Origin of the sequence: Actomonas aquatica (genome assembly GCF_019679435.2) — a bacterium.
GTDB classification, from domain to species: domain Bacteria; phylum Verrucomicrobiota; class Verrucomicrobiia; order Opitutales; family Opitutaceae; genus Actomonas; species Actomonas aquatica.
This window is the reverse complement of sequence record NZ_CP139781.1, coordinates 341,392-366,940: the sequence shown is the minus strand read 5'-3', so window position 1 is coordinate 366,940 and position 25,549 is coordinate 341,392. Positions and strand designations below refer to the sequence as shown.

Below are 25,549 nucleotides of genomic sequence, written 5' to 3'. Positions count from 1 at the left end.
GACGGTCGCGTCCTGAGCGAGCCTGACTACACCCAATACTAATCAAACGCCGTCAAGATTTAGTTCGTATTCCTCCAACAGAAACCCACCGCATGCTCGTCCCCAACCCGATTAGCAAACAAAATCCTGCTGCACCCCACCCAATATAAGATTGTCGGCCCTCATTCAGCAGTTTAGTTCAATCCGAGCCCCCCCAAGTTTCACGCATTCTCGAGCCCGGACAGAACCACACGGGAAGACCGATACAGCTAGTGCGGCCAACGCTGGGACTTAGTTTAACTCTTAGCAAAAAGATAGAATGAAATCTACAACCGTAAGCATCAAAGAAAGCGTCACCATACCACTCCACCTATCTGACACTGAAGTATTCATTTTGGAGTCTCTCGCAGTCGACGACGAGAAAGCAGACCGGTATGAAGGAAAAATTCTTGAGCAGATGCTTCGCATGTGCGGAAAGGCACCCGTATATTACTATTTCCGAACTAAATTGGAATTTATTGAACTTTTAAAAGAATTCCAAAAATCATCCTATCGATATCTACATCTATCCTGTCATGCATCCCCCACTGAAATCTACACGACTTACGAAACCATCCCGTTGTCCGAATTTTGCAGCATACTCGGGAGCCACTTGAAAAATAGAAGATTCTTCATGTCTGCATGCGAAATAGGAAACAATATAGCTTCCACCGCGATGTTTGGCACGAGCAAAGGAATGTATTCATTTGCTGCGCCCGCTGAGAAAATTAGATTTGATCATGCGGCCGCACTCTGGTCTGCGTTTTACGTGCGGACTGGAGATCTACACGTCGAGAAAAAGAAAAAAAGATCGAATGGAGATGTGACAAAAATAGTGTCTCTAAACATTCAAGCAATAAATGAAACACTTCAGAAGCTCTGTGATTTATTCGGCGTCAGTTTCTATTCGGCTTGGTATGATCCGAGAGCAGATCAACAAAAAGTAGTGGACATATCCATTGCACCATCAGTGCCATCTACCATCAAGAAGGCAACAGGCCCTATGAAAGACTGCTAACTAAAAAGAAAAGGCACCTCATTTTTAACATAGCCCTATGTGCAATCTTCTTTCTATCCATGCCCGACATTTGGAATAGACGGATTCCATTTAGAGGCGATGGTGCAGTCGGAATATGCGTGGACCATCGCGGCACTGCCCCACTCTGGATGGGCAGTGGGGCAAAGCTGATAAATCTGATCCCGCGCAATTCTCATCATCCCAAAATCTTCCGCATACGAACTCGGCAAACCATCCCTCCGAATACGCATACGCCAGTGCGAGACTTCCCCTCGTTGGGCCCAATTGCTGTGTGCTGGGTCTCGGTTGCTTCGGTGATGAGATGAGCTGTATCAGTGGGTTTTTTCTTTGGCAGAGAAACGAATGGTGAGGTTCCGCTATGACTCCCACGCCCCTTCCCCCTCCCTCGGTCTCGAGGAAGAGGAACCCTCCCGCTGTGCGTGTGCCTAGGTCGTGAGCGACCTTGCGTTGCACCGGCCATGCTCGCTCCGCCATTCCAATCCAGTGGTTGGTTTCGGTGGAGTTTGGGTTTTTAGGCAAAACCCAAACGCTTCTCCCGCTCCAGAATACCGTTGACAGGAATTGCCGGTGAAAAACCCAGTCAGAATTATCTGGGAGTGCACTCACCCTGCAATAAAGTTTCGCGGGGTTAAGTCGCTGATTACCAGCGAGTCACGCTGGCGGAGAGAGGGGGATTCGAACCCCCGGAAGGCTGTTACACCTTCAACGCTTTAGCAAAGCGCCGCTTTCGACCACTCAGCCATCTCTCCGTAGCGAGGGAGCGAAGGCAACGCCCCATCGCCGGAAGTGCAAGGCGAATTCTCGTCAATCTTGGCCTCGCCCCGGCCGACCGCTTCAGCTCTCGGGAGCTCCCGCCGCCTTGGGCGCTTCGTCCGTCGAGCCTTCATCGTCCGGTCCCCCCACCAGCACCGACAACTGCTCCTGCACCGCGATGAAAAACGCCGGATCCAGATCCCCGATCGGCACCTCGTAACGCGCCTTCGTGCCGCGCATTTCGTAAACGTCCTTGGTGCCGTCCTCGTTCCGCCCCTTCGGCCGGATCACGCGTTTGCGCTCAAGCATCAGCGCCAAAAACTGCACCAACCGGCCGTCCTCCGCCCCCAGTTCATTTCCCGGGTCGGCCATGGTCATGAACAGGTTTTCGGCCGTCAGTTTCAGCTCTCTTTCCGGGTTCTCTCCGGCCACCTTCGGCTTGAAGGGATGCACCCAGCGACACGCCACTCGGCCCTCCGGCGTAAACTCGTTCGCCACCGTTTCCTTCACGTCGTAGCGCTGCACCTCGCCATTCTCCGCCGACCGCACCAAATGACTCATCACGCGTTCGTCTTCGATAAACGCTTCACCGGTCACGGCACAGGCGGTGGCCATGGAGGGCAGATTTAAATCCATGGACCCTTGTCTAGAGCGCGACCTTGCCGAAGCTAGCAAAAACCCGCGCACTCTCCCGCCACGTTTTCCATCACTGTATGTCCGGACGCACCATCATCATCGGCGATATCCACGGCTGCCACGCAGAGTTCACTGCGCTGCTGAACCGTGTGCAGCCGCGGAGCGACGATCGCGTGGTCCTGCTCGGTGATCTGATCAACCGTGGCCCCGATTCGTGCCGCGTCCTCGACATCGCCCGCGAGGTGCAGGCGACCATCCTGCTCGGCAACCACGAGCTGCGCCTCTTGGAACACCGTCGCACCGGCGGCAAAACCAAGCTCAAGGAAACCGACGCCGCCACCCTCACCCAGCTCCGCCCGACCGACTGGGACCTGCTCGAATCGCTCCCCCTCACCCTTCACCTGCCGGAACTCAACGTGGTCTGCGTCCACGGCGGTTTCCTGCCGGGCCAACCCTGGCAAAGCCAACCCGCCGAGGTCGTCACCCGCATCCAGGTCATCGACCGTGCCGGCCTCCCGCACAAACGCGCCACCTGCCCCGACGGCGTGCTCTGGGCCGACCTCTGGAGCGGACCGCCCTTCGTGGTCTACGGCCACACCCCGCGCCCCGACATCTATAAACTCAAATGGTCCGCCGGCATTGATACCTCCTGTGTCGCCGGCGGCCACCTCACCGCCTACGTTCTCCCCGAACGACGTTTTGTGCAGGTGCAAGCCGCCCGCCGCTACTACGGTTGAGTTCCGCCACCACCGCGCTCCGCTGCCGTCGCGCCCATTTCCCTTTCCATGTCCGAAACCACCACCATTCCCGGAGCCCTGCTGCTCTGTCTCGATATGCAAGGCCCCTTCGTCGGCGCCGTCGAAGGCCCCGCAGAGGTCACTCGTCGCTGCGCCCTCGCACTGCGCGCGGCCCGCGGCGTCGGCATCGCCACCGTCTTGACCGAGCAGGCCCCCGAAAAACTGGGCCCCACCATTCCCGAGATTGCCAGCGCCGCCGGCGACGCGCCCGTGTTGACGAAGTCCACCTTCTCCGCTCTCGCCACGCCAGCCGTGGCCGAGCTCATCGAAGAACTCGAGATCGAGCATCTGCTCATCTGCGGCATCGAGACGTCGATCTGCGTGTATCAAACCGCCCTCGAAGCCCTCAACCGCGACCTCGCCGTCACCGTGCTCAGCGACGCCGTGAGCGCCCGTCGCCCCGCCGATGCCGCCACCGCGCTCACCGCGCTGCGCGGCCACGGCGTGCACGTGCTGCCCCTCGAATCCGTCTTCTACGCGCTGCTGCACGACACCTCCCATCCCTTCTTCAAGTCCTTCACTCAACTGGTGAAATCCCATGCCTGACGACAACGCCCTCCCCACCGTTTCCGATCTCAAGACCTTCGGCCCGGGCCAGCCTTTCACGGCCGTCCTGCTTATCCGCAAGGCCACCATCAAGACCGCGTCCAACGGCAATCCGTTTATCTCGGTCGAGTTTGGCGACCGCTCCGGCAGCTTCACCGCCAATCTCTGGAGTGACCACCCGCAATACGACGTCGTTGCCTCCGGGGCCGAGGGCAACGCCTTCCAGCTCGAGGGCCGCACCGACTTCTACCAAGGCCGTTTCTCCCCCAAACTCGGCGCCCTCCAACAGCTCGACGAGGCCGCCCTCGAGGCGTCCGGCGCGCTCGCCGCCCTCGTCGAAGTGCCCCCCGAAGATCCGGTGGAGATGTGGCGCGAGTTCGAGTCCTTCATCGACTTCATCAAACACGACGAACTGCGCCTCACCGTGCGCGGCGTGTTCGAGGATATCGGCGATGCCTTCCGCACCTCGCCCGCGGCCACCTCGATGCACCACGCCTACCGCCATGGGTTGCTGGAGCACACCCTGCACATGGCCCGCGCCTGCAAAGCGCTGCTACCGCTCTACCGCGAGGTCGATGCCGACCTCGCCATGGCCGGCATCCTCGTGCACGACACCGGCAAGGTCACCGAATACGAGGGGGCCCTCGGCGCCAAACGCTCCCGCAAAGGCATCCTGCAAGGCCACGTCGTGCTCGGTTACGCCTACGTGCGCAAAGCCGGCCTCAAAGCCAAACTCGACGCCGATCGCCTGGAGCGCCTCGAACACATCGTGCTCAGTCACCAGGGTGAACCCGCCTGGGGCGCCGCCGTTTACGCCGCCACGCCCGAAGCCGTCTTCGTGTCGATGATCGACAACCTCGACGCCCGCATGGGCATGGTGCAACGCGCCCTGCGTACGACTCCGCCGACCGAAAAATTCAGCGAGCGACTCATGGGCCTCAACGGCGCCTTGCTCACCGAGCCGCTGCCACCGGCCGAATAATCGGCCGCTCCCGCGCAGCGCCGCACCAGCCTCACCGTTCGCCGTCGGCGTCCGGCTCCCACCGCAACGTCATCATGGTGCAGCCTGTCTGCGCCTCCCAGCGGTGGTGCACGCCAGCGCCCCACGCCACAAAGTCGCCCGCCCGCTTCAGCACGACCGCAGACACGTCCTGCGTGAACGCCGCATCACTCGCAAACTCGATCCGAAACCGGCTCTCCGCACTCACCAATACCGACAGCGTGCGCCCGCTGCTCACCGGCTTGTTGATGCCTTGCGGATCGCCCGCTTGATGGGTTTTCCATTTGAGGCACAAGCCCCGCACCGCCGTATCCGCCGGAACATGACGCAGGCTGCCCGGCGTATCAGTCCACGGCGAGAAACCGACGGCCCAACCGGTGCCGCTCGTCGGCACTTCACCCAGATTTCCGGTTTCGATTTCCAGCGTCATCGCGATCAACTCAGCGACTGCACCAGTCCCATCAGCGGCAAAAACAGCGCCAACACGATCGTGCCCACCACCACCGCCATCATCACGATCATTGCCGGTTCCAGAATCGAAGTGAGTGCCACCACCGCATTGTCGACTTCCTCCTCATAGGTGTCAGCCACGCGTTCCAGCATGTCGGGGAGCTGTCCGGTCTCTTCGCCTACTTCGATCATGCTCGGCACCATCCCCGGAAACACCCCGGTTTCCTCCAACGGGCGCGCCACCCCTTCGCCCGCCTTGACCCGCAGGCGCACCGCGTCCACCGCCTCCGCGATGTGCACGTTGCCCGCCGTGTCCCGCGTAATTTGCAGCGCGTCGAGAATCTGCACGCCCGAGCCCAACAAAGTGCCCAGGGTGCGGGTAAATCGCGCCACTGCCGACTTCAGCGACAGCTCGCCCAGCACCGGCAGGCTGAGCGCCAGCCGGTCCACCAGACGTTCGCCCCGCGTCGTGCGTTTGCCCCACCAAACGCCCACTCCCAGCACGATCAGTCCCAGCACCAACCACAATACGTTGTGCTGCACCCACTCGCTCAGCGAGAGCACAGCCTGCGTCAGCACCGGCAGCGCCCGGCCTTTCTGCATGCTCGTGAACATCTCCTCAAAGCGCGGCACCACAAACAGCACCAACGCCCCCACCACCAAAACGGTCACGCCCATGATGATGAGCGGATACGTCATCGCGGCCTTGATCTTGCCGCGCACGCGCTGGGCCTTTTCCAAAAACTCCGCCAGTCGCAGCAACACCACATCGAGCGCGCCACTGGCTTCGCCCGCGCGCACCATGTTGAGATAAAGCCGATTGAAGAGTTTCGGGTGCCGCGCCAATCCGTCCGACAAGGTCCCGCCGCCCCGGATTGTCTCCGCCACCTCGCTCACCGCTGTCCGCAGCGGTCCCGGGCGCTGCTGGCGTTCCAGCACCTCGATCGCGCGCAACAGCGGCATGCCCGCCTTAAGCATCGTCGCCAACTGACGCGTAAACAACGTGCGTGCCTTCGCTCCGCTGGCTCCACGCGGTTTGCGCAGTCCTTTTGACAGCTTCGCCCCGGCTCCTCGCGACGCCCCCGCTTCCGCGCTTTCCGTCGCGGCTGTGGCCGCGGCTGCGATCACGTCGGTCGGAAACAGCCCCTGAGACTTCAGGTCGGCCGACGCCGCCGCTACACTCGCTGCCACGCAGGATCCACGGCGTTCTTTGCCGGTGTTGGCATCAATGGCGATGTAAGTGTAGCTCGGCATGGTCGGAGAAGGGTCAGGTATACTGTAGCACTTCTGCTGCCGAAGTTTCGCCTTCCAGCAACGCCGCCCAGCCGGCCTCGCGCAAAGGCACCATCCCCTCCGTCAAGGCGCGTCGGCGCAGGTCGTAGCCCGCCGCCGCGCCGGCGATTTCGCCGCGCATCGTTTCGCTGATCGGCAACCACTCAAACAACCCGCGTCGACCGCGATAGCCGCTGCCGCCACACGCGTCGCATCCACAGGGTCGATACAACGGCCGCCCTGCTCGCAGTTCCGTCGGCATCTCCAACTGCGCCAATTCGCTCGCACTCGGTTCGTAGGCCTCGCGGCAACTCGGGCAGAGTCGCCGCACCAATCGCTGCGCCAACACCGCCCCGAGGGTCGAGCTGATTAGATACGGCTCGACGCCCATGTCGATAAGCCGCGTCACCGCTCCGGGCGCGTCGTTGGTGTGCAACGTCGCCAGCACCAAGTGGCCCGTGAGCGAGGCCTGAATCGCAATGCGCGCCGTTTCCACATCACGGATTTCGCCCACCATGATCACGTCGGGGTCCTGGCGCAGAAAACTCCGCAGCACGCGCTCAAAACTCAGCCCGATGCCCGCGTTCACCGGCACCTGCATCACGCCCTCGATTTCATACTCCACCGGATCCTCCGCCGTGAGTAGCTTGCGCTCCGGATCGTTGAGTTCGCGCAACGCGCTGTAGAGCGTCGTCGTTTTGCCCGAACCAGTCGGACCGGTGACCACCAGAATGCCGTTGGGTCGTTTGATGATGTCGCGCACGCCGCTCTCGATGTGCGCCGGCAATCCGATCTCGCCCAGCTCCAGGCGCACCGCACCCTGATCGAGCACGCGCAACACCACCGACTCACCAAACTGCGTGGGCAGAGTCGAGACGCGCAGGTCCACCGGTCGCCCCTTCAGCGTGATCTTGATGCGACCGTCCTGCGGCACCCGACGCTCGGCGATGTTGAGGTTGGCCAGCACCTTCAGCCGCGACGCGATCGGCAGCGCGAGGTGTTTGGGCGGCGGAGCCATTTCGAACAACGCTCCATCCACCCGATACCGAATCTTATAGTCGTGTTCGAACGGCTCGAAATGCACGTCGGACGCACCGTCTTTGATCGCCTGGGCCAGCACCAAATTCACAAAACGAATGAGCGGTGCCTGCCCGGCCATCTCCTCCAATTCCACCGCACTGAACGACGTCGCGTCGTTCGCGCCCTCGAGCCCCGCCACATCGGCCAACATGTCCTCCAGCGTCGCCTCGTCCTCGCCGTAGTGCTGCTTGATCAACGCCTCCACTTTATCCGGCTCGGCGACAAGGACCTCCACCTCACGGCCCAATGCAAACGTGAGCTCCTCGACCACCCGGGCGTTGAAGGGATCCATCGCCAGCACTTCGACCGCGTGGGCATCGGCACGCACCGGCGCGACCCCATAGGTGCGCGCCTGATCGCCGCTCAACAAACTCGCGGCTTCGCCCGGGAGCTGCACGGGCAACTCCGCTGCGAGTCGCAGGTGGAGGTGACCCGCCACCGCTTCGAGCACCTGCATGAGCGTCACCGCGCCCTGCGCGATCAGTAGCTCGACGAGCGTGCGCCCAGTCGACTCCTGCTCCGCCCGGGCGGCTTCCACCTGTTCGTCATCGACGAGTCCTTGCTCACGCAGAGCCGTTTCCACCGAAGCTTGGTGCGCCGGAAACATGAGAGAGAAGAGATCGCGACCAGTGCTGCGGCGAGGCGTGAAATGAGCTCAGACCTCGCTCAACTGCATGCCCATATCGAGCAGCTTTTTGCGCATCTGTTCCGGATCCTGCGCCTTCTCCACCGCCATGTCCGGCGTGATGAGTTCGCGGTTCACCATGCTCATGAGGTGCGTATCCATAGTGATCATACCGAGCGCCGCGCCCGTTTGGATGTCGGACGGAATCCGGAAGGTCTTGTTGTCGCGAATGAGCGAGGCGATGGAGGTCGTCGTGACCATGATCTCATAGCCGGCCACGCGGCCGCCCCCGATCTTCTTGCACAGCACCTGGGACACCACCGCCACGATCGACGAGGCGAGCTGCGTGCGGATCATATCCTTCATGTTGGCCGGGAAGGCATCGACGATACGGTCGATCGTCTTGGCCGCACTGTTGGTGTGCAGTGTGCCGAACACCAAGTGGCCCGTTTCCGCCGCGCTGATCGCCGCTTCGATGGTTTCGAGGTCGCGCATTTCACCCACCAGAATCACATCGGGATCCTGACGCAGCGCGCGCCGGATCGCCTCCGCAAATGACGGCACGTCCTGACCGATCTCGCGCTGAGTTACGATGCAGCGCTTGTGGTCATGGTAATACTCGATCGGGTCCTCGATCGTGATGATGTGACCTTCGCGGTGCTCGTTGATGTAATTGATCATCGAGGCCAGCGTGGTGGACTTGCCCGATCCGGTCGGACCGGTCACGAGGATGAGCCCGCGCGGACGATAGAGCAGCTCGCGAATTTTGTCCGGCAGGCCGATGTCCCGCAGACCAAACATGTGATTGGGAATCTGACGCAGCACCAAGCCGTAGCTCCCCTTGGCCTTGAGCACCGAAACGCGGAATCGCGCCTTGTCCAGGAACGCGAAACCGAAATCCGCCCCACCCTCCAGCTTGGCCGTTTGCTGATGCGCGTCGGGCGTGATCGAGAGCATCAATTGCTCGGTGTCGGCCGGTGTCAGATTCGGCCCTTCGATCGGCACCATGCTGCCGCTCAGTCGCAGTGTCGGGGGTTGGCCCACTTGGCAATGAAGGTCGGAGGCGTTCTGCTCGACGACGAGTTCGAGCAGGTCGTTCATTTCGTAGCTCATGATAGCGGCAGGGAGTCGGAGTCGGGAATTTAGGCAGAGTCCTCGGACACCGTGGCGGCGAGGATTTCGTCAAGGGTGGTCAAGCCCAGCTGCACTTTGCGCAAACCATCCATCCGGAGACTGCGCATGCCAGCCGCGAGCGCGGCGGAGCGGAGCGTGGGCAAATCAACATGGTCGTGGATCATGCGTTCGATCGTCTCGTTGACGACGAAGAATTCAAAAATGGCCAGGCGGCCGCGGTAGCCGGTTTGATTGCAGTCGGCGCAGCCCTTTCCGCGGCGGCATTGTGGGGTGCCCATCGCGTCCAAGCCAGCGTCGGCAAACAACGCCCGCGCCATTTCGCTTGGAGCCTCCACTTCGGCACAACCCTCGCAGACCCGCCGCACCAACCGCTGCGCCACCACCGCTCGCAATGCACTCGCGATCAGGAACGGTTTGACGCCCAGATCGATCAGACGCGTCACCGCTCCCGGTGCGTCGTTGGTGTGCAGCGTCGAGAACACGAGGTGGCCCGTCAGCGAGGCATTGATGGCGATCTCCGCCGTTTCCCGATCACGCACCTCACCCACCATCACCACATTCGGCGCTTGGCGCAGCATGGCGCGCAACGCCGCCGCAAAACTCAGGCCCACCTCGCTGCGCACCGGCACTTGGTTTACGCCGCTCAACTGATACTCCACCGGATCCTCCACCGTGATGATTTTGCGGTCGGGTCGATTGATCGCATGCAGGCAACTGTAGAGCGTGGTCGTTTTACCCGAGCCCGTCGGTCCTGTCACCAGCACCATGCCGTCACTCTGGCCGACAAACCGCCGCAGCTGCGCCTCGTCCTCCGACAACAAACCCAACTCCGCCAAATCCGGGTTAAGCCCTTCCGTGTCCAACAGCCGCATCACGATGCTTTCGCCGTGCGCCGTCGGCACCGAAGACACGCGCAAATCGATCGTGCGCCCATCCACCCGATGTTGGATGCGTCCGTCCTGGGGCAGCCGCTTCTCCGCGATCGACATGCCCGCCATGATCTTCGCTCGCGAGATCAGCGGAAGCTGCAGCCGCTTGGGCAGTCCCTCCACCTCAAGGAGCCGACCGTCGATGCGATAGCGCACCCGAAAGCGGCGTTCCAACGGTTCCAGATGCACATCCGAGGCACGCCGTCGCGAAGCGTCGCTGATAATCCCACGCAACCGCCGGATAATGGGCGCATCCTCAGCCCCGCTTTCCGTCCCCGCAAGCTCGCCGTCTGCCCCATCTCCACCGGCCACCATCTCGACCGAGATCTCCGGTTCCTCGGCGCTCCCGTAAAACCGATCCAACGCCGCCCGCAATTCACCGCGCGCCACCAACACCGGCTCGACCAGCCTACCGGTGAGCGCGGCGAGGTCGTCGATCGCATCCACGTCCAACGGATCGGCCATGCCGAGCACCAGCGTATCGTCGCGCAACTCGATCGGCAGCGCATCGTAGCGCCGGGCCTGCTCGCCCTCGAGCAGTCCCAAAACCTCCCCCGCAACCGCGCGTCCCGTCAGCGAGACACGGGGCAGGGCGAACTCCGCCACCATCCACTCGCAACATTCCTCGTCGGTGAGCAACTCGAGCGAAACAGCCACCTCCGCCGCGGAGGGGGCTCGTTCCTGCTCCGCCGCGAGTTCCTGCTGGCGCGTGGTGATCCGCGCCAACTCTTCTTCGGTGAGTCGCCCCGCGCGCCGGGCCATATCGAGAACGATGTCGGTGCCGGCGTGCATGGCGTGAGATCGATCCAGTGAGTCGTCGCTCTAGCGATTCAGACTCATCAGGAACTCTGCGTTGGTCTTCGTCTTTCGCAGGCGCGTGATGAACATCTCCATCGCCTCAACCGGCGGGATGCCCTGCATTGCGCGACGCAGACCGTAAACGCGCGTCATTTCCTCGGGATGATAGATGAGCTCCTCCTTACGCGTGCCGGAGCGATCGATGTTGATCGCCGGGAAGATGCGCTTGTCAGACAGACCCCGATCGAGATGCAGCTCCATATTACCGGTGCCCTTGAACTCCTCGAAGATGACCTCGTCCATGCGACTGTTGGTATCGATGAGCGCGGTGCCGAGAATGGTGAGCGAACCGCCGCCTTCGATATTGCGGGCCGAGCCGAAGAAACGCTTGGGCTTCTGCAGCGCGGTCGCCTCGATACCGCCCGACATGATCTTGCCGCTGTTGCCGGCGAGCGCGTTGTAGGCGCGCGCCAGACGGGTAATGGAGTCGAGCAGGATCACCACGTGCTGGCCGAGCTCGACCAGACGGCGGGCCTTCTCGATCACCATTTCCGCGGCATGCACGTGATTGGTCGGCGCCTCGTCGAAGGTGGAGGAAACCACCTCGCCCTTGGTGTGCCGCTTAAAGTCGGTCACTTCCTCCGGGCGCTCGTCGATCAGCAGCATGATGAGCTTGGTATCGGGGTGGTTGTTCGAAATCGAGTTGGCCATGTTCTGCATCAACACCGTCTTACCGGTGCGAGGCGGGGCCACGATGAGGCCACGCTGACCAAAGCCAGTCGGCGTGAGCAGGTCGACCGCACGCATGGAAATGTCCTTATGCACGCCGGTCGCCTCCATCATGATGCGCTTGAGCGGATAATACGGCTCCAGCTCCTCAAACGGGGTGACCGCCGCAATAGTGTCGGGTTCGCGCCCCATGACCGATTCAATGCCGATCACAACCGGGCAACGTTCACCAGCGGCCGGCGGACGCACGATCACCTCGACCTCATGGCCGCGCTTGAGACCGTAACGCTTCACCAGCGAAGCCGGCACGTAGCTGTTCTCCGGATACATGCGGTAGGAAACGTGCGGGTGCACCACAAAACCGTAGCCGTCGTCGGTCATGTCCAACCAACCGTGGTCCCACATCGGCAGCTCTTTTTCCGCCGCCGTTTTGAAGATGGCCTCCAACCAAAGGCGACGGCTGGGCACGCCATCGATCGATGCTCCAATGGCCTGACCACGAGCGCCGAGCTCGGAAATGCCCAGCGGGTAAAGGGACTCGATATTGATCGGGGTCTTGCTTGAATCGCGCACCGCCTGGGCGGCGGCATCGAGCGCGGCGAGATCGTTGAAAGCATCACGGTCCGGCAGGTCGCCCAGCTTCACCTCTTCCATGCCCGGAGGCAGCGGCTGTGCCGGCGGACGATCCTTGGGGTCGCCCTTCTTCCACTTGTTCTTCTTGCCGCGCTTACCCTTGCGGTCACCGCGGTCGCCGCCGCGATCTCCACGGTCGCCACGATCTCCACGGTCGCCACGGTCGCCGCGGTCTCCACGGTCTCCACGGTCACGGTCTTTACGGTTGTTGCGCCAGCGTCCCTCGCCGTCGCCACTTTGTTCGTTTCCGTCATTGCCACCGGAGGATCGCTCATCGCTGGCACCGTCATTGGTCGGTCCACGACGGGATTCCGCATTTTGCTCGCGGCTTTCGGGAGTCGGTTTGGCGTCGGAACGAGCGGTATCGCCGGCGGATTCGATCTTCGGGGCCGAGGCAGAACTTTCACTTTTGACAGTGGGCGACGTCTCGCTGGCGCTGGAGGTCGGAGCCGGGGCCGGCTTCTCGACCGGCGCGGCCGGAGCTGGCGTGGGCGCCGGGGCTTCGCTGGTCACCGGAGCAGCCGGAGCCTCCACGTCCTTCTTCCTGGTGCGCGTGCGGGCCGAGCGTTCAGCGCGGGTCGGCTGGGCCGGTTTCTCCGCCGCGGCACTTGGCTCGACCGGAGCCGAAGTATCGCCCAAGGCCAATTCCGGCGTATCCGAATCCGCGGCCTTCTTACGCGGCCGCTTCACAGTCGCTTTCTTGGTCGTCGTGCGGGCACGCTTCACCGTTTTTTTCTTGGCCGGAACATCGGCGGAGGCGTCGTCGCCTGCAGGGATTGCGGAATCTTCCATGGGTGTGGGAAAGAGATTGGGAAAGTGGAAGGGAAAGGCGGCAGTCGAAACTCGCCGCGAGCCTCAGGGGTTCACCTGCCGGGAGCCGAGCTCCTCGTGCAAAGCGTCAACCTGCTCCCGAAGAAACGGGAGGGTGCCGTCGTTCCACAGCACCAGATCGGCTAAGACGGTTTTACGCGCCAGTGGCAATTGCTTCGAAATTCGTTGCTCGGCAAGCGCATGGGGAACTCCGCGCTGGGTCAACCGAGCGAGCTGAACGTCCGCACTTGAGGCCACGCAAACGATGAAATCAAACCAATTTTCCAACCCTTTCTCAAAGAGCAGCGGCACCTCGATGACCCAACTTTGGTCCGGGGCGGCCTCCATCCGCTCCCGCCAACGGGCATACAACCGAGGGTGAACCCAGGACTCCAGTGCTTCGAGCTCCTCCGCATCGGCAAAAACCCGCTGCGCGATCGCCGCTCTATCCAGGAGCCCCTCCGCGGTCAAAACCTCAGCTCCCCAACGCTGCCGGGCCAAGTCCACCACCTCGGGATCAGTCAAAATCTCGTCCCGCACCACTTGGTCGGAGTCAATCAAGGGATAGCCCAACTCAGCCAAAAGTTTGGTCACGGTGGATTTGCCGCATCCCATTCCGCCTGTTACGCCGATGGTCATGTGGAGGGCTCGGCGGGGCCGCCGATAATTGGGCTTGCTCGGTATTCTCGCAATTTGTTTACAAACGTAAGTCCCGCTACAGGAAAATTTAAAGCCCTAGATACCTCCATGTTTCCCGATGTCGACACCCGAGACGCCAATGCGGTTCATACCGCAATCCGCGGCCTCCTGATCGACACCTTCCCGGAATCCGACGCCGCTCTTTTCGACGCCACCTTTGCCATGGTGCGGGACATGTTCGAGGGCCGATTCCCCGGTCTGCGCGAGATCGATGTGCGGTATCACGATTTTCAGCACACCCTGCAGGCCTCACTGTGCATGGCGGAGTTACTTCACGGCTACGTTTCCCACGGAGCCAAACCGGACCTCTCGGAGCGTGACTTCCAACTCGGTCTCGCCGCGGTCCTCCTCCACGACGCCGGTTACCTCCAAACCGCTGCCGACGGCGAGGGCTCGGGCGCCCGCTTCACCTACGCTCATGTGCTGCGAAGCTGTGCCGCCGCCGCGTCCCACCTGCCCCGTTTTGGTGTGCGTTATCAAGAGCTCACGATCGTCATGGGCGCCATCCGCTGCACTGGTCCGGACGCCAAGATCGCCCAACTCTACTTCAATCGACCGCAGGACCGCATACTTGGGGCCGGTGTCGCCACGGCCGACTATTTGAGCCAAATGGCGGCCTCCGATTACCCCGAGGAACTCGAAATCCTCTACGGCGAGTTCGAGCAATCCGACGATTACTTGGGCGTGCCGACCGAATCCCGGCTTTTTAAGTCCGCTGCCGACCTCATTGCGAAGACCCCCGGCTTCTGGTCCCACGTGGTGCGACCGAAGCTCGATAACGAATTCGGGGCGATTTACCAACACTTGGCCCGCCCGTTCCCCGACGGGCCCAACGCTTACCTCGACGCCATCGAGCGCAACATCGCTATCATCGCCGAACTGCCCCAAAGCAGCCAACCGGCCTGATTCCTGCACGCGCCCACGGCAGACTCTCCCCCCGTCCGCATTAGATCCCCGCCGGAGCTGGCCTCTCCGAGCGCCAGCTTTCGCATGCTCGCCACCATCCACTCCGCCGCCCTGCGCGGCATCGACGCCGAACTGGTTCACGTCGAAGTCAACCACGGCGAAACCGGCCCGCCCGAAACCGTGTTGGTCGGCCTGCCCGATGCAGCCGTCAAAGAATCCCGCGACCGCGTGGGTTCCGCCCTCGCCAACAGTGGTTTCGAAAAGCCGCGCACTCGCGTGACCATTAACCTCGCCCCGGGTCACTTGCGCAAAGAAGGCCCCTGCTACGACCTGCCGATCGCCCTCGGTCTGCTCGCCGCCACCTCGGTGCTGTCGGGGGAACGTTTGCAGGACTACCTCATCGCCGGCGAGCTTAGCCTCTCCGGTGCGACCCGGCCCATCCGCGGCGCCCTCGCCATCGCCCGTCTCGCCAAAAAACTGGGCAAACGCGGCCTGCTCCTGCCCGCCGGTTCCGCCGCCGAGGCCGCCCTCGTGGAGGGCCTCGAAGTGCACGTCGTCGAGTCGCTCGACCAAGCGTTTCGCTTCCTCGCCGGCATGATCGAGCTGCCACCCGCCGCGCCGCTGCCCGTCGCTTCCGCCACCTCTGCCGGCATGCCCGACTTCGCCGACGTCAAAGGCCAGGCCGCCGTGCGCCGGGCCATCGAGGTCGCCGTCGCCGGCGGCCACAATATCTTGATGATCGGACCGCCCGGCTCGGGCAAATCCATGATCGCCAAGCGCGTGCCGTCGATCATGCCGCCGCCCGCGTTGGATGAGGCCTTGGAAATCCTCAGCATCCAATCCGTCGCCAACCCGGCCGGCGGCGAAGCCGAGGTGCAGCACTTCGGCCTGCGCCCCGTGCGTTGCCCCCATCACACCATTTCCGATGTGGGACTCCTTGGCGGCGGCACCATCCCCGGACCCGGCGAAGTATCTCTCGCCCATCACGGGGTGCTCTTTCTCGACGAGTTGCCCGAGTTCAAACGCAGCGCGTTGGAAGTTCTCCGCCAACCGCTCGAAGACGGCCGCGTCACCATCTCGCGCAGCGCCGGCAAAATCACCCTGCCCTGCGCCTTCATGCTCGTGAGCGCAATGAATCCGTGCCCCTGCGGCTACCTCGGCGACAACGAGCACACCTGCCGCTGCACGCCCGCGCAGATCCAGCGCTACCGGGCCCGCGTGAGCGGCCCCCTGCTCGACCGCATCGACCTCCACGTCGAGGCTCCCGCGGTATCTGTGCGCGACCTGCGTTCCGCCGCGCCGGGCGAACCCTCTGCCGCCATGCGCGCACGCATCACCGCCGCCCGCGATCGCCAACTCCAGCGCTTCAGTTCCACCAGAGTCTCCTGCAACGCCCGCATGACTCAGGCGCAACTCCGTCGCTTCGCTGTCATCGATCGCGAGATGGGCGACTTGCTCGAACGCGCCATGACCCAGCTCTCGCTGTCCGCTCGCGCCTACGACCGCATCCTCAAAGTCGCCCGCACCATCGCCGATCTCGCCGGTGCTGAACATATCGCGTCGCCCCACTTGCTCGAGGCCATCCAATACCGCAGCTTGGACCGGTCGTCGGTCAGTTAGCCCGCACCGATCCGGTGTGACCTCGCGCCACCGCTGGCCTCGCCACTCCCCCCCCCAACACCCCACCCATGCGCACTCGACTCCTGCTCTGCCTGCTCGCCTGCACCTCCCTCGCCCTGGCCCAAAACGCCGCCTGGCACTCCCTCTTCGACGGTGAGTCTCTCTCCGGCTGGCAAGCCAACGAAAGCCCGGGCTCCTGGTCCGTGCAGGACGGTGCCATCGTCGCCCACGGTCCGCGTTCGCACCTGTTCTACGTCGGTGAAGTAAACGGTCATTCCTTCAAGAACTTCGAGTTCTCCGCCGAGGTGCTGACCACACTGGGCTCCAACTCCGGCATCTACATTCACACCAAGTTGGCGCCCGATCCCTGGCCCACCACCGGCTACGAATGCCAGGTGGTTAACTCCACCCGCCCTCCAGCCAAACCCGGCGATTACGTGGAGCGCAAAATGACCGGCTCCATTTACGCCGTGCGCAACACCTGGCGCACGCCCGCCCGCGACAACGAGTGGTTCGAATACCGCATCAAGGTGATGGGCCGCACCATCCAGACCTTCATCAACGGCGAACTCATCTGCCAATACACCGAAGGCGGCCAACACTGGCGCGCCCCCGATAAAAAACTCCGCCGCCTCTCCGCCGGCACCTTCGCCCTGCAAGGGCACGATCCCGACAGCGTCGTGCATTACCGCAACCTCCGCGTCCGCATCCTGCCCGACAACGCTGCCTCTCTCGAAACCCCGCTACAGGATCTCGAGCTCGACGAACTCATCGCCCAACTCTCCGACCGCAACTACCCGCTCATCGACTTCGGCATCACCGCCAAATCGGTGGCCCAGGAGACTGCGCAACTCGAGGCCGCCCGCCGTCTCGGCGTCACCCTGTCCTATTCAATCGGCGATGCCGCCAAACTCGATCAACTCGCCTCGCGCGGCACGCTGGCCCTGTTCAACGATCGCACTGCACCGCCCACCGTGGCCCAGTTGAAAGCCGCTAAAGCCGCCGGCATGCGCATCGCCTTCAGCTCTGGCGGCACCACTCGACTCGCGCCGGAGCGCCTCAAAGCCCGCCTCCAGGCCATCCTCGACGCCGACCTCAGCTGGAACGACCTCTGGGCCCCGTAAGCCGGTAGGGTCTGACCGCCGGGCCGACCGCCCCAGGCCGAGAGGCAACGCCAAGCGGCCGACACGGCTGCTGCTACACCACCGAAACGCTTTCCTGTAGCCACGGCCGTGTGTCGGCCGTGCCACGTCGGATAGCCCCCTTCGCCCGTTTCGACCTCGCAGCTCCGCTGCGCCCCTTCTCGGTCCCGCGCAACCCGGGACTCCGTCGAACCACGTGGTTCAAACCCACCTCCTCGACGCTCAGTTCGCGCCCTTTGAATACCAAAAACCCCCGGTCATATAACCGAGGGTTTAAAAATGGTGGTGAGAGGTGGATTCGAACCACCGTAGAGCGGAGCTCAGCAGATTTACAGTCTGCCCTCGTTGGCCACTTGAGTATCTCACCGTGAGGGAACGGCGTAGTTCACGGGCGACGGACCAAAGTTCAAGGGTTTTTTCATGAACTTTGCTCAATCTTCTTTTCCACCTCCGTAGACGCCTCGGGCGAGGCCTCCTCATCGCCATCCGACTGCACTTCCGGCGCCGCTTCGACCGGCTGCGTGGGCTCAGGCAGCGGCTCCAATCCCAACATTTCCCGCGCCGGCCCAATTACCCGGTCCCACTGCAGGGCCGGTCCCGGATCGATCTTGTTGCGCTGAATGTGGTAGTGCCCAAGCACCCCGCTAAATTCCGACCACGCGTCCGGACTCAGGGTCGTCGTGATCAGCCGCCCGTATTCATCCCGCGGGTAATCACAGGCGATGCGCGGGAAGACCGTCGAAAGTGCCGCCGTCAACTTGGCCAGCGCAGCGTATTGCGCCTCCGCCAGGTCGTATTGGTGAAAAACTTCCCCGTGAATCGGCCCCGCCACCATTTCGTTGCGCGCCGGCGCGAGGTCCGCCGCTTCATCCCGCAGTCCAGACGGCTGGGCATAGCCCGGAATGCGCATCTGCACCACCCCCGATTCGGCATCCGTCTGATACCAGCCCTGTAGGGCGTCGGCCTGCGGGTCGGCATAAGCGCCGACGTTGGCGATCTCGATGCCGATGGAGCGGCTGTTCGCCACCGTCGCGTGCCAAGCCCGCTCCTTCAAATCGAGCGTCTGGTAGATAGTGCCATCCACATCCAACATGAAGTGGATGCTCAAACCCCGGTCGTCGTGCAGCCGCGCAAAACACCGCCGACTCGTTCCCGCTGCGTCATAATGCAGCACAAATTGATCGACCACCTTCTGCAGCAGCTCCAAGGGCCAGCCGCCGCCGCGCACTTGTTCGATTTCCTGCGGCGTCAGCACCGCCGCCCTCACGCCATAGCGGTTCGGCGTCGACAGTCCCTTGCTGGCCGCCCGACTCGTGTCCCAATCGGCCTCGGCCCAAGGCGCAAAACGGCGCTCCACCCGATAGCCATCGTAGCCGCCCGGATCCGTCCACAGCACCACCGGCGTGCCGATGTGAAACAGCTGCCCCGCCACCATGATTTCGTCGCCTCGGCGCGCGAGACGCTCAGCTACGATCGGCGCCTTGGGTTCCGGCGATTCTGCCGGTTCCGCGGGTGCTGCCACCATCACCGTCGCCTCATCCGCCGCCACTTCGACCTCAGGCGCGATCGGTGCCTCGGTCACGGTGATCGCTGCCCGCGCCGCTGCGGGCCCCGGAACGGACTCCGGCACCACGTCGCCCTCGCTCTCCGCTGTCGGGGCAACCGTCGACGGACTTTCGACGGGACTCGCGCAACCGCCGAGGGCCAGCGCCAGCGCCGCCCCCAACGTGAGCGCCGTCAGACCAAGTCGTCCCGACCACCTGCCGCGAGTGTCGTCCATCGGCTCGACGATCACTCGGCACTCGGCGGGTTCGCAAGGAAATGGCCCATCCGCGACACCACCTTGTCTTTGCCCAGCACCCGGAATATCTGCGTGAGGCCCGGACCGGCATTGGTGCCCGTGACGGCCAAACGCGCCACCGCTTGATAATCGCCAAACCCGAAGCCCTTGGTTTCCGCGAAGGTTTTGATCGCTTCCTCCACGCCGGTCTCGTCGTTCAGATCGAGATCACCCGCGATGAGTTCACGCAACTCGGCCAGCCGCTCCAGCGGCTCGCCCTTCTTGAACACCTTCTTGATGGCCTTGTCGTTCCACGGGAACTCCTCGGTGAAGAAGTAGACGGTGTAGTCCGGCAACTCATCGATCGCCTTTACCTTCGGCTGACTGATCGCGATCACTTCGGCAAAGTAGGCCTCATCCGCCGCCTGCATCACCGCCGCGTGAGTCTCGCTGCGACTGAAATACGACTGCGCCAGCGAGAGGTAATCCGCCGGGGGCATCTCCAGCAGATACTGCATGTTCATGTGCGCCATCTTGCGCTCGTCAAAGCGGGCATTGCTTTGATTCACGCCCGGGAAGTCGAAGCGCTCGATGATCTCCGCAATCGGCATCTTCTCGCTGTCGTCCTTGGGGTTCCACCCCAGCAGACAGAGGAAATTAACCACCGCCTCCGGCAAGTATCCGCGATTCTGATACTCCTCGATCAGCGCGCCCTTGTCGCGCTTGGACATCTTACCCGGGCCATCCTGCTTCAGGATGAGCGGGATGTGGGCAAAGGTCGGCAGCGGCGCCCCGAACGCTTTGAAGAGTTCGGTGTGCTTGCTGGTGTTGGAAAGGTGGTCCTCGCCGCGAATGACGTGGGTCACGCCCATCGAAATGTCGTCGACCACGTTCACGAAGTGAAACACCGGATTGCCGTCGGAACGGATGATCACGAAGTCCTTCTCCTCGGTGCGCTCCACCCGTCCGCGGATGGCGTCCTCGATCACCTGCGGCTCACCGGAAATCTTAAACCAGGTCGCACCGTCCTGCTCGTAAACCCGCCCGGCCGCGCGGAGCTTCTCCAAATACTCCGTATAAATATGCGCACGCTCGCTCTGGCGATACGGGCCGCAATCGCCGCCCGCGTGAGGTCCTTCGTCCCAGTTGAGCCCGAGCCAGCGCATGCTGTCGTAGATCACGTTGAGAAACGCCTCACTGTTGCGCTCTTTGTCGGTGTCCTCCACTCGCAGAATGAAGGTGCCGCCGGTGTGGCGGGCATACAGCCAGTTGAACAGCGCCGTGCGGGCGCTGCCGATGTGGAAGAACCCCGTGGGACTGGGAGCAAAACGAACGCGGACTTGGGACATGGTGATGGAGAGAAAAACGCGACTTGAGGCAGACGAGACCCGCCAACAAGAACGTCCGGGTGAGCGCTGTCAAAACCTGCCCATTCGAACCCGCCGACTTCCAGGCTCGTTTTCGCGCCAGTGCCCTCGCCCAGGGTTTTCGCGAGGAACCGTGGACCACCATCGACGGCGTCCCCCTCGCCGCCTTCACCAAACGCCCGTCCGCGGCCGTCCGGCGCAGTGTCCCTGCTCTGCCCCGCATCTACGTGTCCACCGGCGTGCACGGCGACGAACCCGCCCCGCCGCTCGCCCTGTTGCAACTGCTTGACGAAGGCATCTTCGACGACTCCGCCATTTGGTTCCTCGTGCCCATGGTTAACCCGACGGGCTTTCGCCTCAGCACCCGCGAGAACCACGACGGCATCGACCTCAACCGCGATTACCTCCGCCCGGTCTCACCCGAGGTTCAGGCCCACGTGCATTGGCTGCAGTCCCAGCCGCGCTTCGATCTCGCCCTCTGCCTCCACGAGGATTGGGAGTCCAAGGGGTTCTACCTCTACGAGCTGAACACCCGTGACACGCCGGGCATCGCCCGCGCCCTCCGCGACGCCGGCCAGACCGTGTTACCCATCGATCCCGACGAAATGATAGACGGCCGTCCCATCGACGAACCCGGCATCATCCGCCCGGAAGCCGATCCCGCCCTGCGCGAAACCTGGCCAGAGGCGATCTACCTCCGTCACCACCACACGCCGCTGTGCTACACCACCGAAACACCGTCGTCGGTGGCGCTCGATCAACGCATCGCCACCATCAACGCGATGGTGCGCACCGCCCTCCGCCTCACAACGCAGAGCGGTGCCACGTGAAACGGGGAACGCTTACTTCAAACGCTTGAGCGTGTTCTGCCGCACTTTGCGCAGGGCCAACAAACGTGCCTGCGCCTCCGCCATCTGTGCCCAACCGAGCTCGCGATACAGCGCGATGCGTTCTTCCAGCAGCTCCCGGTCAAAGGGTTTGTCTTCGATGCGCGCATTGAGCGCTTGCAGATAGAGCCCTTTGAGACCGGCCTGCTGCAGCAACTTGGTCTGGAGGTCCTTGGTCCGGTCGCTCGGCTTCTTTTCCCAGCGTCCGATCTCGGTCCATTGTGCCCAAGCGGCGTCGGTGTCACCATCGGCCCGCGCCAGATCTGCTCGCACGAGCGCGATCAAGGCCAGCGCATCGCGCATCTTATCCATTTCGGCTTCCTGCGCCGCGATTTTGTCACGCGCCTCCAGATCGCCCGGCGCCGCCACCGGCTTGGCGCCGAAGAACTGACTCACTGCCGCCGGATCGACCAAGGCTTCGGCCTCCGCCAACCAGCCGTCAACGGTCTCACGCGTCGGCACGGGACGCGGCTCGGCGGCGACCGTCTCTTCGCTCGCCGCGTCAGCATCCTCTTCTATTTCATCCTTGGCCTCGGGTGCCTTGCCCCAGATGTCGCTGGCCCAACCAGCGGCGATGGCGCCGTCGATGGCCTGCTCGATCAGCGGGAACGGGTCTTCCGGCCGCGACTCGCGCAGATCCGCCAAGGCTTCGCGGCGGCGTTCCTGCGTCTCGGCTTCAGTGGCGAAGCGGTGTTCCCGCACGAACGCGAGTTGGCTTTCGGCCAAGCTCTCATCGAGCTTCTCCACCTCCGATTTCAGATCCTTGGCCGGTTTGGCCTTCGGGTCCTGATCGGTCACCTTGGCCGGCGACTCACCGGCAAAGTAACGCAGCGGCAACTCCACGATCTCGTGGTCGTCCGCATCCTCGAAGCCCACCGTGCCCACAAAATAGTCCGGCGCCGGATCCACCTTGGCGAGATCGTCGATCACCGTGTCCTGCAGGAACAGGTAACGCTCCCGACCCGCTGCGAGCGGCACGGTGCTGGAGGTGCGACCGGCAAAACGCGCATTCAGGTCGCGGGCAACTTTGAGCGACTTGGGCGAGTCGAGCGGACGGCCCATGCGCAGCGGGAAGACTTTCACCGATGCCAAGGCGGCGTCATCAAAAGCTGAATACTCGATCACGACGGTCGTCTTGCCCTTGGGGAACTCGATGACCTCTTCATCGTTCGGGAATCCTTCGTAGAGGAACTCGCCCGATTCGTGAATCGCCAGCAAGCGACCACCCGCGATCCCGTCCGACGCGTCGTAATCCTGCGGATCGAGGAAGGCGGCTTTGGTCGCCTCCTTGAACGACAATTCATAGTTCACCCGCGTGATCGGATCCTGAATCGGACCGGGGTGAACCGGCGTGCCCGGCAACTCACCGCGCGCGCCGTCGTAAACGGTTTGAGTTTTGACCGGCAGATACACGTCGACGGCGTGCTCCAGCTTGGCGCTCACGCCGACCGTGCCGTCGCTGCCCGGGTTGAGCAGCAGCGGTCGCCAACCTTGGTTGGGTTCGATCGCGACCGAATCCGTCGGCGCGCCAACGCCCACCCATTTTAGCTCGACCTCCAGCGTGCTGTTGCCCGCGGAGTAAAAGTATTGGTTGTAGGCCAACTCGACCACGTGACCGGCCGCCACCGGGATGTTCATCGAAAAGCTCTCGCCAGCCTTCAGCCAAGCCACGTCCTCGTCCTTGTAGTAATACTGCCCCGACTGCGCAGCCAAGGTAAGCGCTTGAATAAAGAAACGACGCTCCACCGGGTCCTCCGCCGTGTGTTTGGCGGTAAGCTGAAGCCGCTCGATTCCCGCGGGCACTTCATAAAAGCGCCGCGCCGTCTCCGCCGGTGACAGCGGCACCGTCGTCTTCAGTTCGTTGTGCGTGAACAGGCCCGCTCTCGCCGGACGCACGATCGTGATCGGAATCGAAAACACCGGACCAAGCTCCGGCGCGTCCGCCACAAAGGCGTCCACCCGACTCGTCAGCACACCGCCGTTTTCCAAGGTCGTCGCATCCGCCGGCGGAATATCGAGAAAGAGCGAAATGCGCCGCGCACCGTTGGCCAAGTGCACGTAGTCGGGCGCCTTCACCCACGCATCGCTCGGCTGGAGCACGAGATCCGCTTCGAATGCATATCGCTGATCGCTGGTAACGTCGTCGCCCCACGCCGGAGTGATCGATACCGCCACGCGACGACGCGGTTCGTTGATCCGTTCCCGCAGGTAAAGACCGCGCCCTTCGTCAGTGAAGGTGCCGCCGTCGACTTCGAGATCATAAAAGGCCCCAAAGGCAGCCTGGCCCTGCAGCGCCTGCAGTTTCGCCCAACCACCCGGCGCGTGAATCATGCCAAGGCCGCGCGTGAGCACGTCCTCTGTTTCAATCGGAGCGGCGCCCAACATGAGCGCCCGACGCAGCAGCACCGGCGGAGCCGGCACGTTGTTCTGTTTGGCTGCACTCAGGACCAGCGCAGCGACGCCCGATGCACTCGGCGCGGCCATCGAGGTGCCGTTGATCATTTCCGCGCCGCGCAGCGACTCGGCCGAGTAAGACGCCCACGCCGCGCCCGGCGCCATGACGTCGGGCCCCACGTCACCGTCCTTGGTCGGACCGCGGCTGGTGAACTGCAGCGCCGCATCCGGGCTCGGGTCCACTGCGTTGTAGAGCACCCGGGCCATCTCGCTCGACGCGTAGGCCCCGATGCCTAAAACCCGGCTGGCTTCGCCGCCCGCCGAACCGGCGGTGCTCAGACCCGGACCTTCGTTGCCGGCCGACATCACCGCCAACACGCCGTAACGCTCCACCAGCCGTTTGTAGAGCGTGCCGTTGGAATCGTTGCCGTCCTGAAAAATACTGGAGCCACCCCAGCTGGCGTTCATCACGTCGACGCCATACTTCACCGCCGCCGCCATCGCGCGACGTTCACTCATGCCGTAGGAGGAACCGCCCGTGCGGATATCGCCGATCTTGACCGACAGAATGCGCGCGCCCGGGGCAATGCCGTTGCGGGCCGGGTTCTCCGGATAATGCGCGGAGGCAATCGAAGCCACGTGCGTCCCGTGGGTGCCACTCACGGTCACGATGGAAAGAACGTTGCCCTCCTCATAAACCTGCACGCCAAAGGTCGCGTGGGTGTAGTCGTCAAAGGTGCCATATTCCCCCGCCACGCCAAACGGTCGCAGCACGGTCTCGTCGGCCAGGTCGCCGTCGCTGTCGGTATCGACCACCGCCCGCCAATCGGAGCCATCGTGCCAAAGCACACAGTCGTAGATCGGCCCGGGGCCGGACTTGAGCAGAGTATCCTCCCCCTGCTCGAGCAGTTCGGCGAGAGCCACCAAATTTGCTTCCTCGCGGGTGCGATCCGCCGCCGCCTTGGCCTTCGCCTTCGTCAACGCCTCGTCTTCCTCGCGTTCGCGCGCCGCGCGCACACGGCTGAGCTCTGCCTCCCAGTCCTGCGTAAGCTGCCGCTGAAGACGACCCATTGCCGCCCCCCGGAACAACTCGCTCGCTGGCTTGAGGCCCACGCGGAAGTCGCCGGAAGGATTGGTCACGCCATCCGGCAGCGTCAGCGCGCGACCGCTCAGTCCCGCGAGGGTGCCGTCTTCGGCCGGTTTCACGACAGAGGATGTATCCACATCCCCACTACCCGTGCCATCGATGATATCCAGCACCTTGCGTTCGCCGGTCGAAGTCACCGTCAGACCCGCGGCCGCCGGATCCACGCCGGTGTCGAACACCGCGATCACCACCCCGCGACCATCGAAGGTCGGGTTTTCGGCGATAAACGCATCCGCCCCTACCTCCCTTTTGGGGATCAGTTCTTCCTGCAGGGCCGGTAGGTCCACCGTCGCCGTGTTGTTTTGGGCCGCCGCAAAAGTCGCAGTCATCAGACCAAGCCCCAGTCGCATCACCCCGA

At 63.1% G+C, this 25,549-nt stretch carries 19 protein-coding genes and 2 tRNA genes; 8 read left to right on the top strand and 13 right to left on the bottom strand.

The features are described from left to right. Positions 1–298 precede the first annotated feature (298 nt). Entirely contained in the window at positions 299–1,036 is a 738-nt protein-coding gene (locus K1X11_RS01440; RefSeq protein WP_221028915.1) for a hypothetical protein, read from the top strand. 678 nt (positions 1,037–1,714) lie between these two features. Here K1X11_RS01440 and K1X11_RS01435 read toward each other — a convergent pair. Next, positions 1,715–1,806 (bottom strand) — tRNA-Ser (locus tag K1X11_RS01435). Between the two features lie 85 nt (positions 1,807–1,891). Beyond that, positions 1,892–2,425: a hypothetical protein gene (locus K1X11_RS01430; RefSeq protein WP_225919204.1), complete on the bottom strand. Its 534-nt coding sequence runs from the start codon at positions 2,423–2,425 to the stop codon at positions 1,892–1,894. A gap of 98 nt (positions 2,426–2,523) precedes the next feature. On the opposite strand from K1X11_RS01430, the gene K1X11_RS01425 reads away from it, so the two are divergent. Genes K1X11_RS01425 through K1X11_RS01415 form a run of 3 tightly spaced genes read left to right on the top strand, consistent with a single transcriptional unit; the run spans position 2,524 to position 4,771 of the window. Then, positions 2,524–3,183, top strand: a complete 660-nt coding sequence (locus tag K1X11_RS01425; RefSeq protein WP_221028917.1) for a metallophosphoesterase — start codon at positions 2,524–2,526, stop codon at positions 3,181–3,183. A 48-nt stretch (positions 3,184–3,231) separates the two neighbouring features. Further along, entirely contained in the window at positions 3,232–3,789 is a 558-nt protein-coding gene (locus tag K1X11_RS01420) for an isochorismatase family protein (protein ID WP_221028918.1), read from the top strand. Continuing rightward, a complete protein-coding gene (locus tag K1X11_RS01415) occupies positions 3,782–4,771 on the top strand; it encodes a 3'-5' exoribonuclease YhaM family protein (RefSeq protein WP_221028919.1) in 990 nt (329 codons plus the stop codon). Before K1X11_RS01420 ends, K1X11_RS01415 begins: the two co-directional genes overlap by 8 nt. Positions 4,772–4,802: 31 nt before the next feature. Here K1X11_RS01415 and K1X11_RS01410 read toward each other — a convergent pair whose 3' ends face one another. The 7 genes from K1X11_RS01410 to coaE form a co-directional block, all read right to left on the bottom strand. Next, positions 4,803–5,219: a hypothetical protein gene (locus tag K1X11_RS01410; protein ID WP_221028920.1), complete on the bottom strand. Its 417-nt coding sequence runs from the start codon at positions 5,217–5,219 to the stop codon at positions 4,803–4,805. A 5-nt stretch (positions 5,220–5,224) separates the two neighbouring features. Beyond that, complete coding sequence (locus tag K1X11_RS01405; protein WP_221028921.1) at positions 5,225–6,493, bottom strand: type II secretion system F family protein; 1,269 nt, start codon at positions 6,491–6,493, stop codon at positions 5,225–5,227. A 13-nt stretch (positions 6,494–6,506) separates the two neighbouring features. Further along, on the bottom strand, positions 6,507–8,198 hold the full coding sequence (locus K1X11_RS01400) for a GspE/PulE family protein (protein WP_221028922.1): 1,692 nt from the start codon (positions 8,196–8,198) through the stop codon (positions 6,507–6,509). Between the two features lie 48 nt (positions 8,199–8,246). Next, positions 8,247–9,329: a type IV pilus twitching motility protein PilT gene (locus K1X11_RS01395; protein ID WP_221028923.1), complete on the bottom strand. Its 1,083-nt coding sequence runs from the start codon at positions 9,327–9,329 to the stop codon at positions 8,247–8,249. Positions 9,330–9,358: 29 nt separating this feature from the next. Continuing rightward, positions 9,359–11,071, bottom strand: coding sequence for a GspE/PulE family protein (locus tag K1X11_RS01390; RefSeq protein WP_221028924.1), 1,713 nt, complete (start codon positions 11,069–11,071; stop codon positions 9,359–9,361). A 30-nt stretch (positions 11,072–11,101) separates the two neighbouring features. Then, positions 11,102–13,231: a transcription termination factor Rho gene (gene rho, locus K1X11_RS01385; protein WP_221028925.1), complete on the bottom strand. Its 2,130-nt coding sequence runs from the start codon at positions 13,229–13,231 to the stop codon at positions 11,102–11,104. 63 nt (positions 13,232–13,294) lie between these two features. Beyond that, positions 13,295–13,888: a dephospho-CoA kinase gene (gene coaE / locus K1X11_RS01380; RefSeq protein ID WP_221028926.1), complete on the bottom strand. Its 594-nt coding sequence runs from the start codon at positions 13,886–13,888 to the stop codon at positions 13,295–13,297. A 108-nt stretch (positions 13,889–13,996) separates the two neighbouring features. Here coaE and K1X11_RS01375 point away from each other — a divergent pair, with 108 nt between their 5' ends. From K1X11_RS01375 to K1X11_RS01365, 3 genes are all read left to right on the top strand, one after another. Next, on the top strand, positions 13,997–14,854 hold the full coding sequence (locus K1X11_RS01375; RefSeq protein ID WP_221028927.1) for a hypothetical protein: 858 nt from the start codon (positions 13,997–13,999) through the stop codon (positions 14,852–14,854). Between the two features lie 84 nt (positions 14,855–14,938). Then, positions 14,939–16,474, top strand: coding sequence for a YifB family Mg chelatase-like AAA ATPase (locus tag K1X11_RS01370; protein ID WP_221028928.1), 1,536 nt, complete (start codon positions 14,939–14,941; stop codon positions 16,472–16,474). Between the two features lie 68 nt (positions 16,475–16,542). Beyond that, a complete protein-coding gene (locus K1X11_RS01365; protein WP_221028929.1) occupies positions 16,543–17,598 on the top strand; it encodes a 3-keto-disaccharide hydrolase in 1,056 nt (351 codons plus the stop codon). Positions 17,599–17,896: 298 nt separating this feature from the next. On the opposite strand, the gene K1X11_RS01360 is transcribed toward K1X11_RS01365, so the two are convergent. The 3 genes from K1X11_RS01360 to K1X11_RS01350 all read right to left on the bottom strand — a co-directional run bounded on the left by K1X11_RS01360 (position 17,897) and on the right by K1X11_RS01350 (position 20,745). Next, a tRNA-Tyr gene (locus tag K1X11_RS01360) sits at positions 17,897–17,983 on the bottom strand. 51 nt (positions 17,984–18,034) lie between these two features. Next, positions 18,035–19,396: a peptidoglycan recognition protein family protein gene (locus tag K1X11_RS01355; protein ID WP_221028930.1), complete on the bottom strand. Its 1,362-nt coding sequence runs from the start codon at positions 19,394–19,396 to the stop codon at positions 18,035–18,037. Between the two features lie 11 nt (positions 19,397–19,407). After that, a complete protein-coding gene (locus tag K1X11_RS01350; RefSeq protein WP_221028931.1) occupies positions 19,408–20,745 on the bottom strand; it encodes a glutamate--tRNA ligase in 1,338 nt (445 codons plus the stop codon). 59 nt (positions 20,746–20,804) lie between these two features. Between K1X11_RS01350 and K1X11_RS01345 the strand changes: the two genes are divergently transcribed. After that, positions 20,805–21,593: a M14 family metallopeptidase gene (locus tag K1X11_RS01345; RefSeq protein WP_221028932.1), complete on the top strand. Its 789-nt coding sequence runs from the start codon at positions 20,805–20,807 to the stop codon at positions 21,591–21,593. A 12-nt stretch (positions 21,594–21,605) separates the two neighbouring features. On the opposite strand, the gene K1X11_RS01340 is transcribed toward K1X11_RS01345, so the two are convergent. Beyond that, positions 21,606–25,520: a S8 family serine peptidase gene (locus tag K1X11_RS01340; protein ID WP_221028933.1), complete on the bottom strand. Its 3,915-nt coding sequence runs from the start codon at positions 25,518–25,520 to the stop codon at positions 21,606–21,608. Between the last annotated feature and the right edge of the window lie 29 nt (positions 25,521–25,549).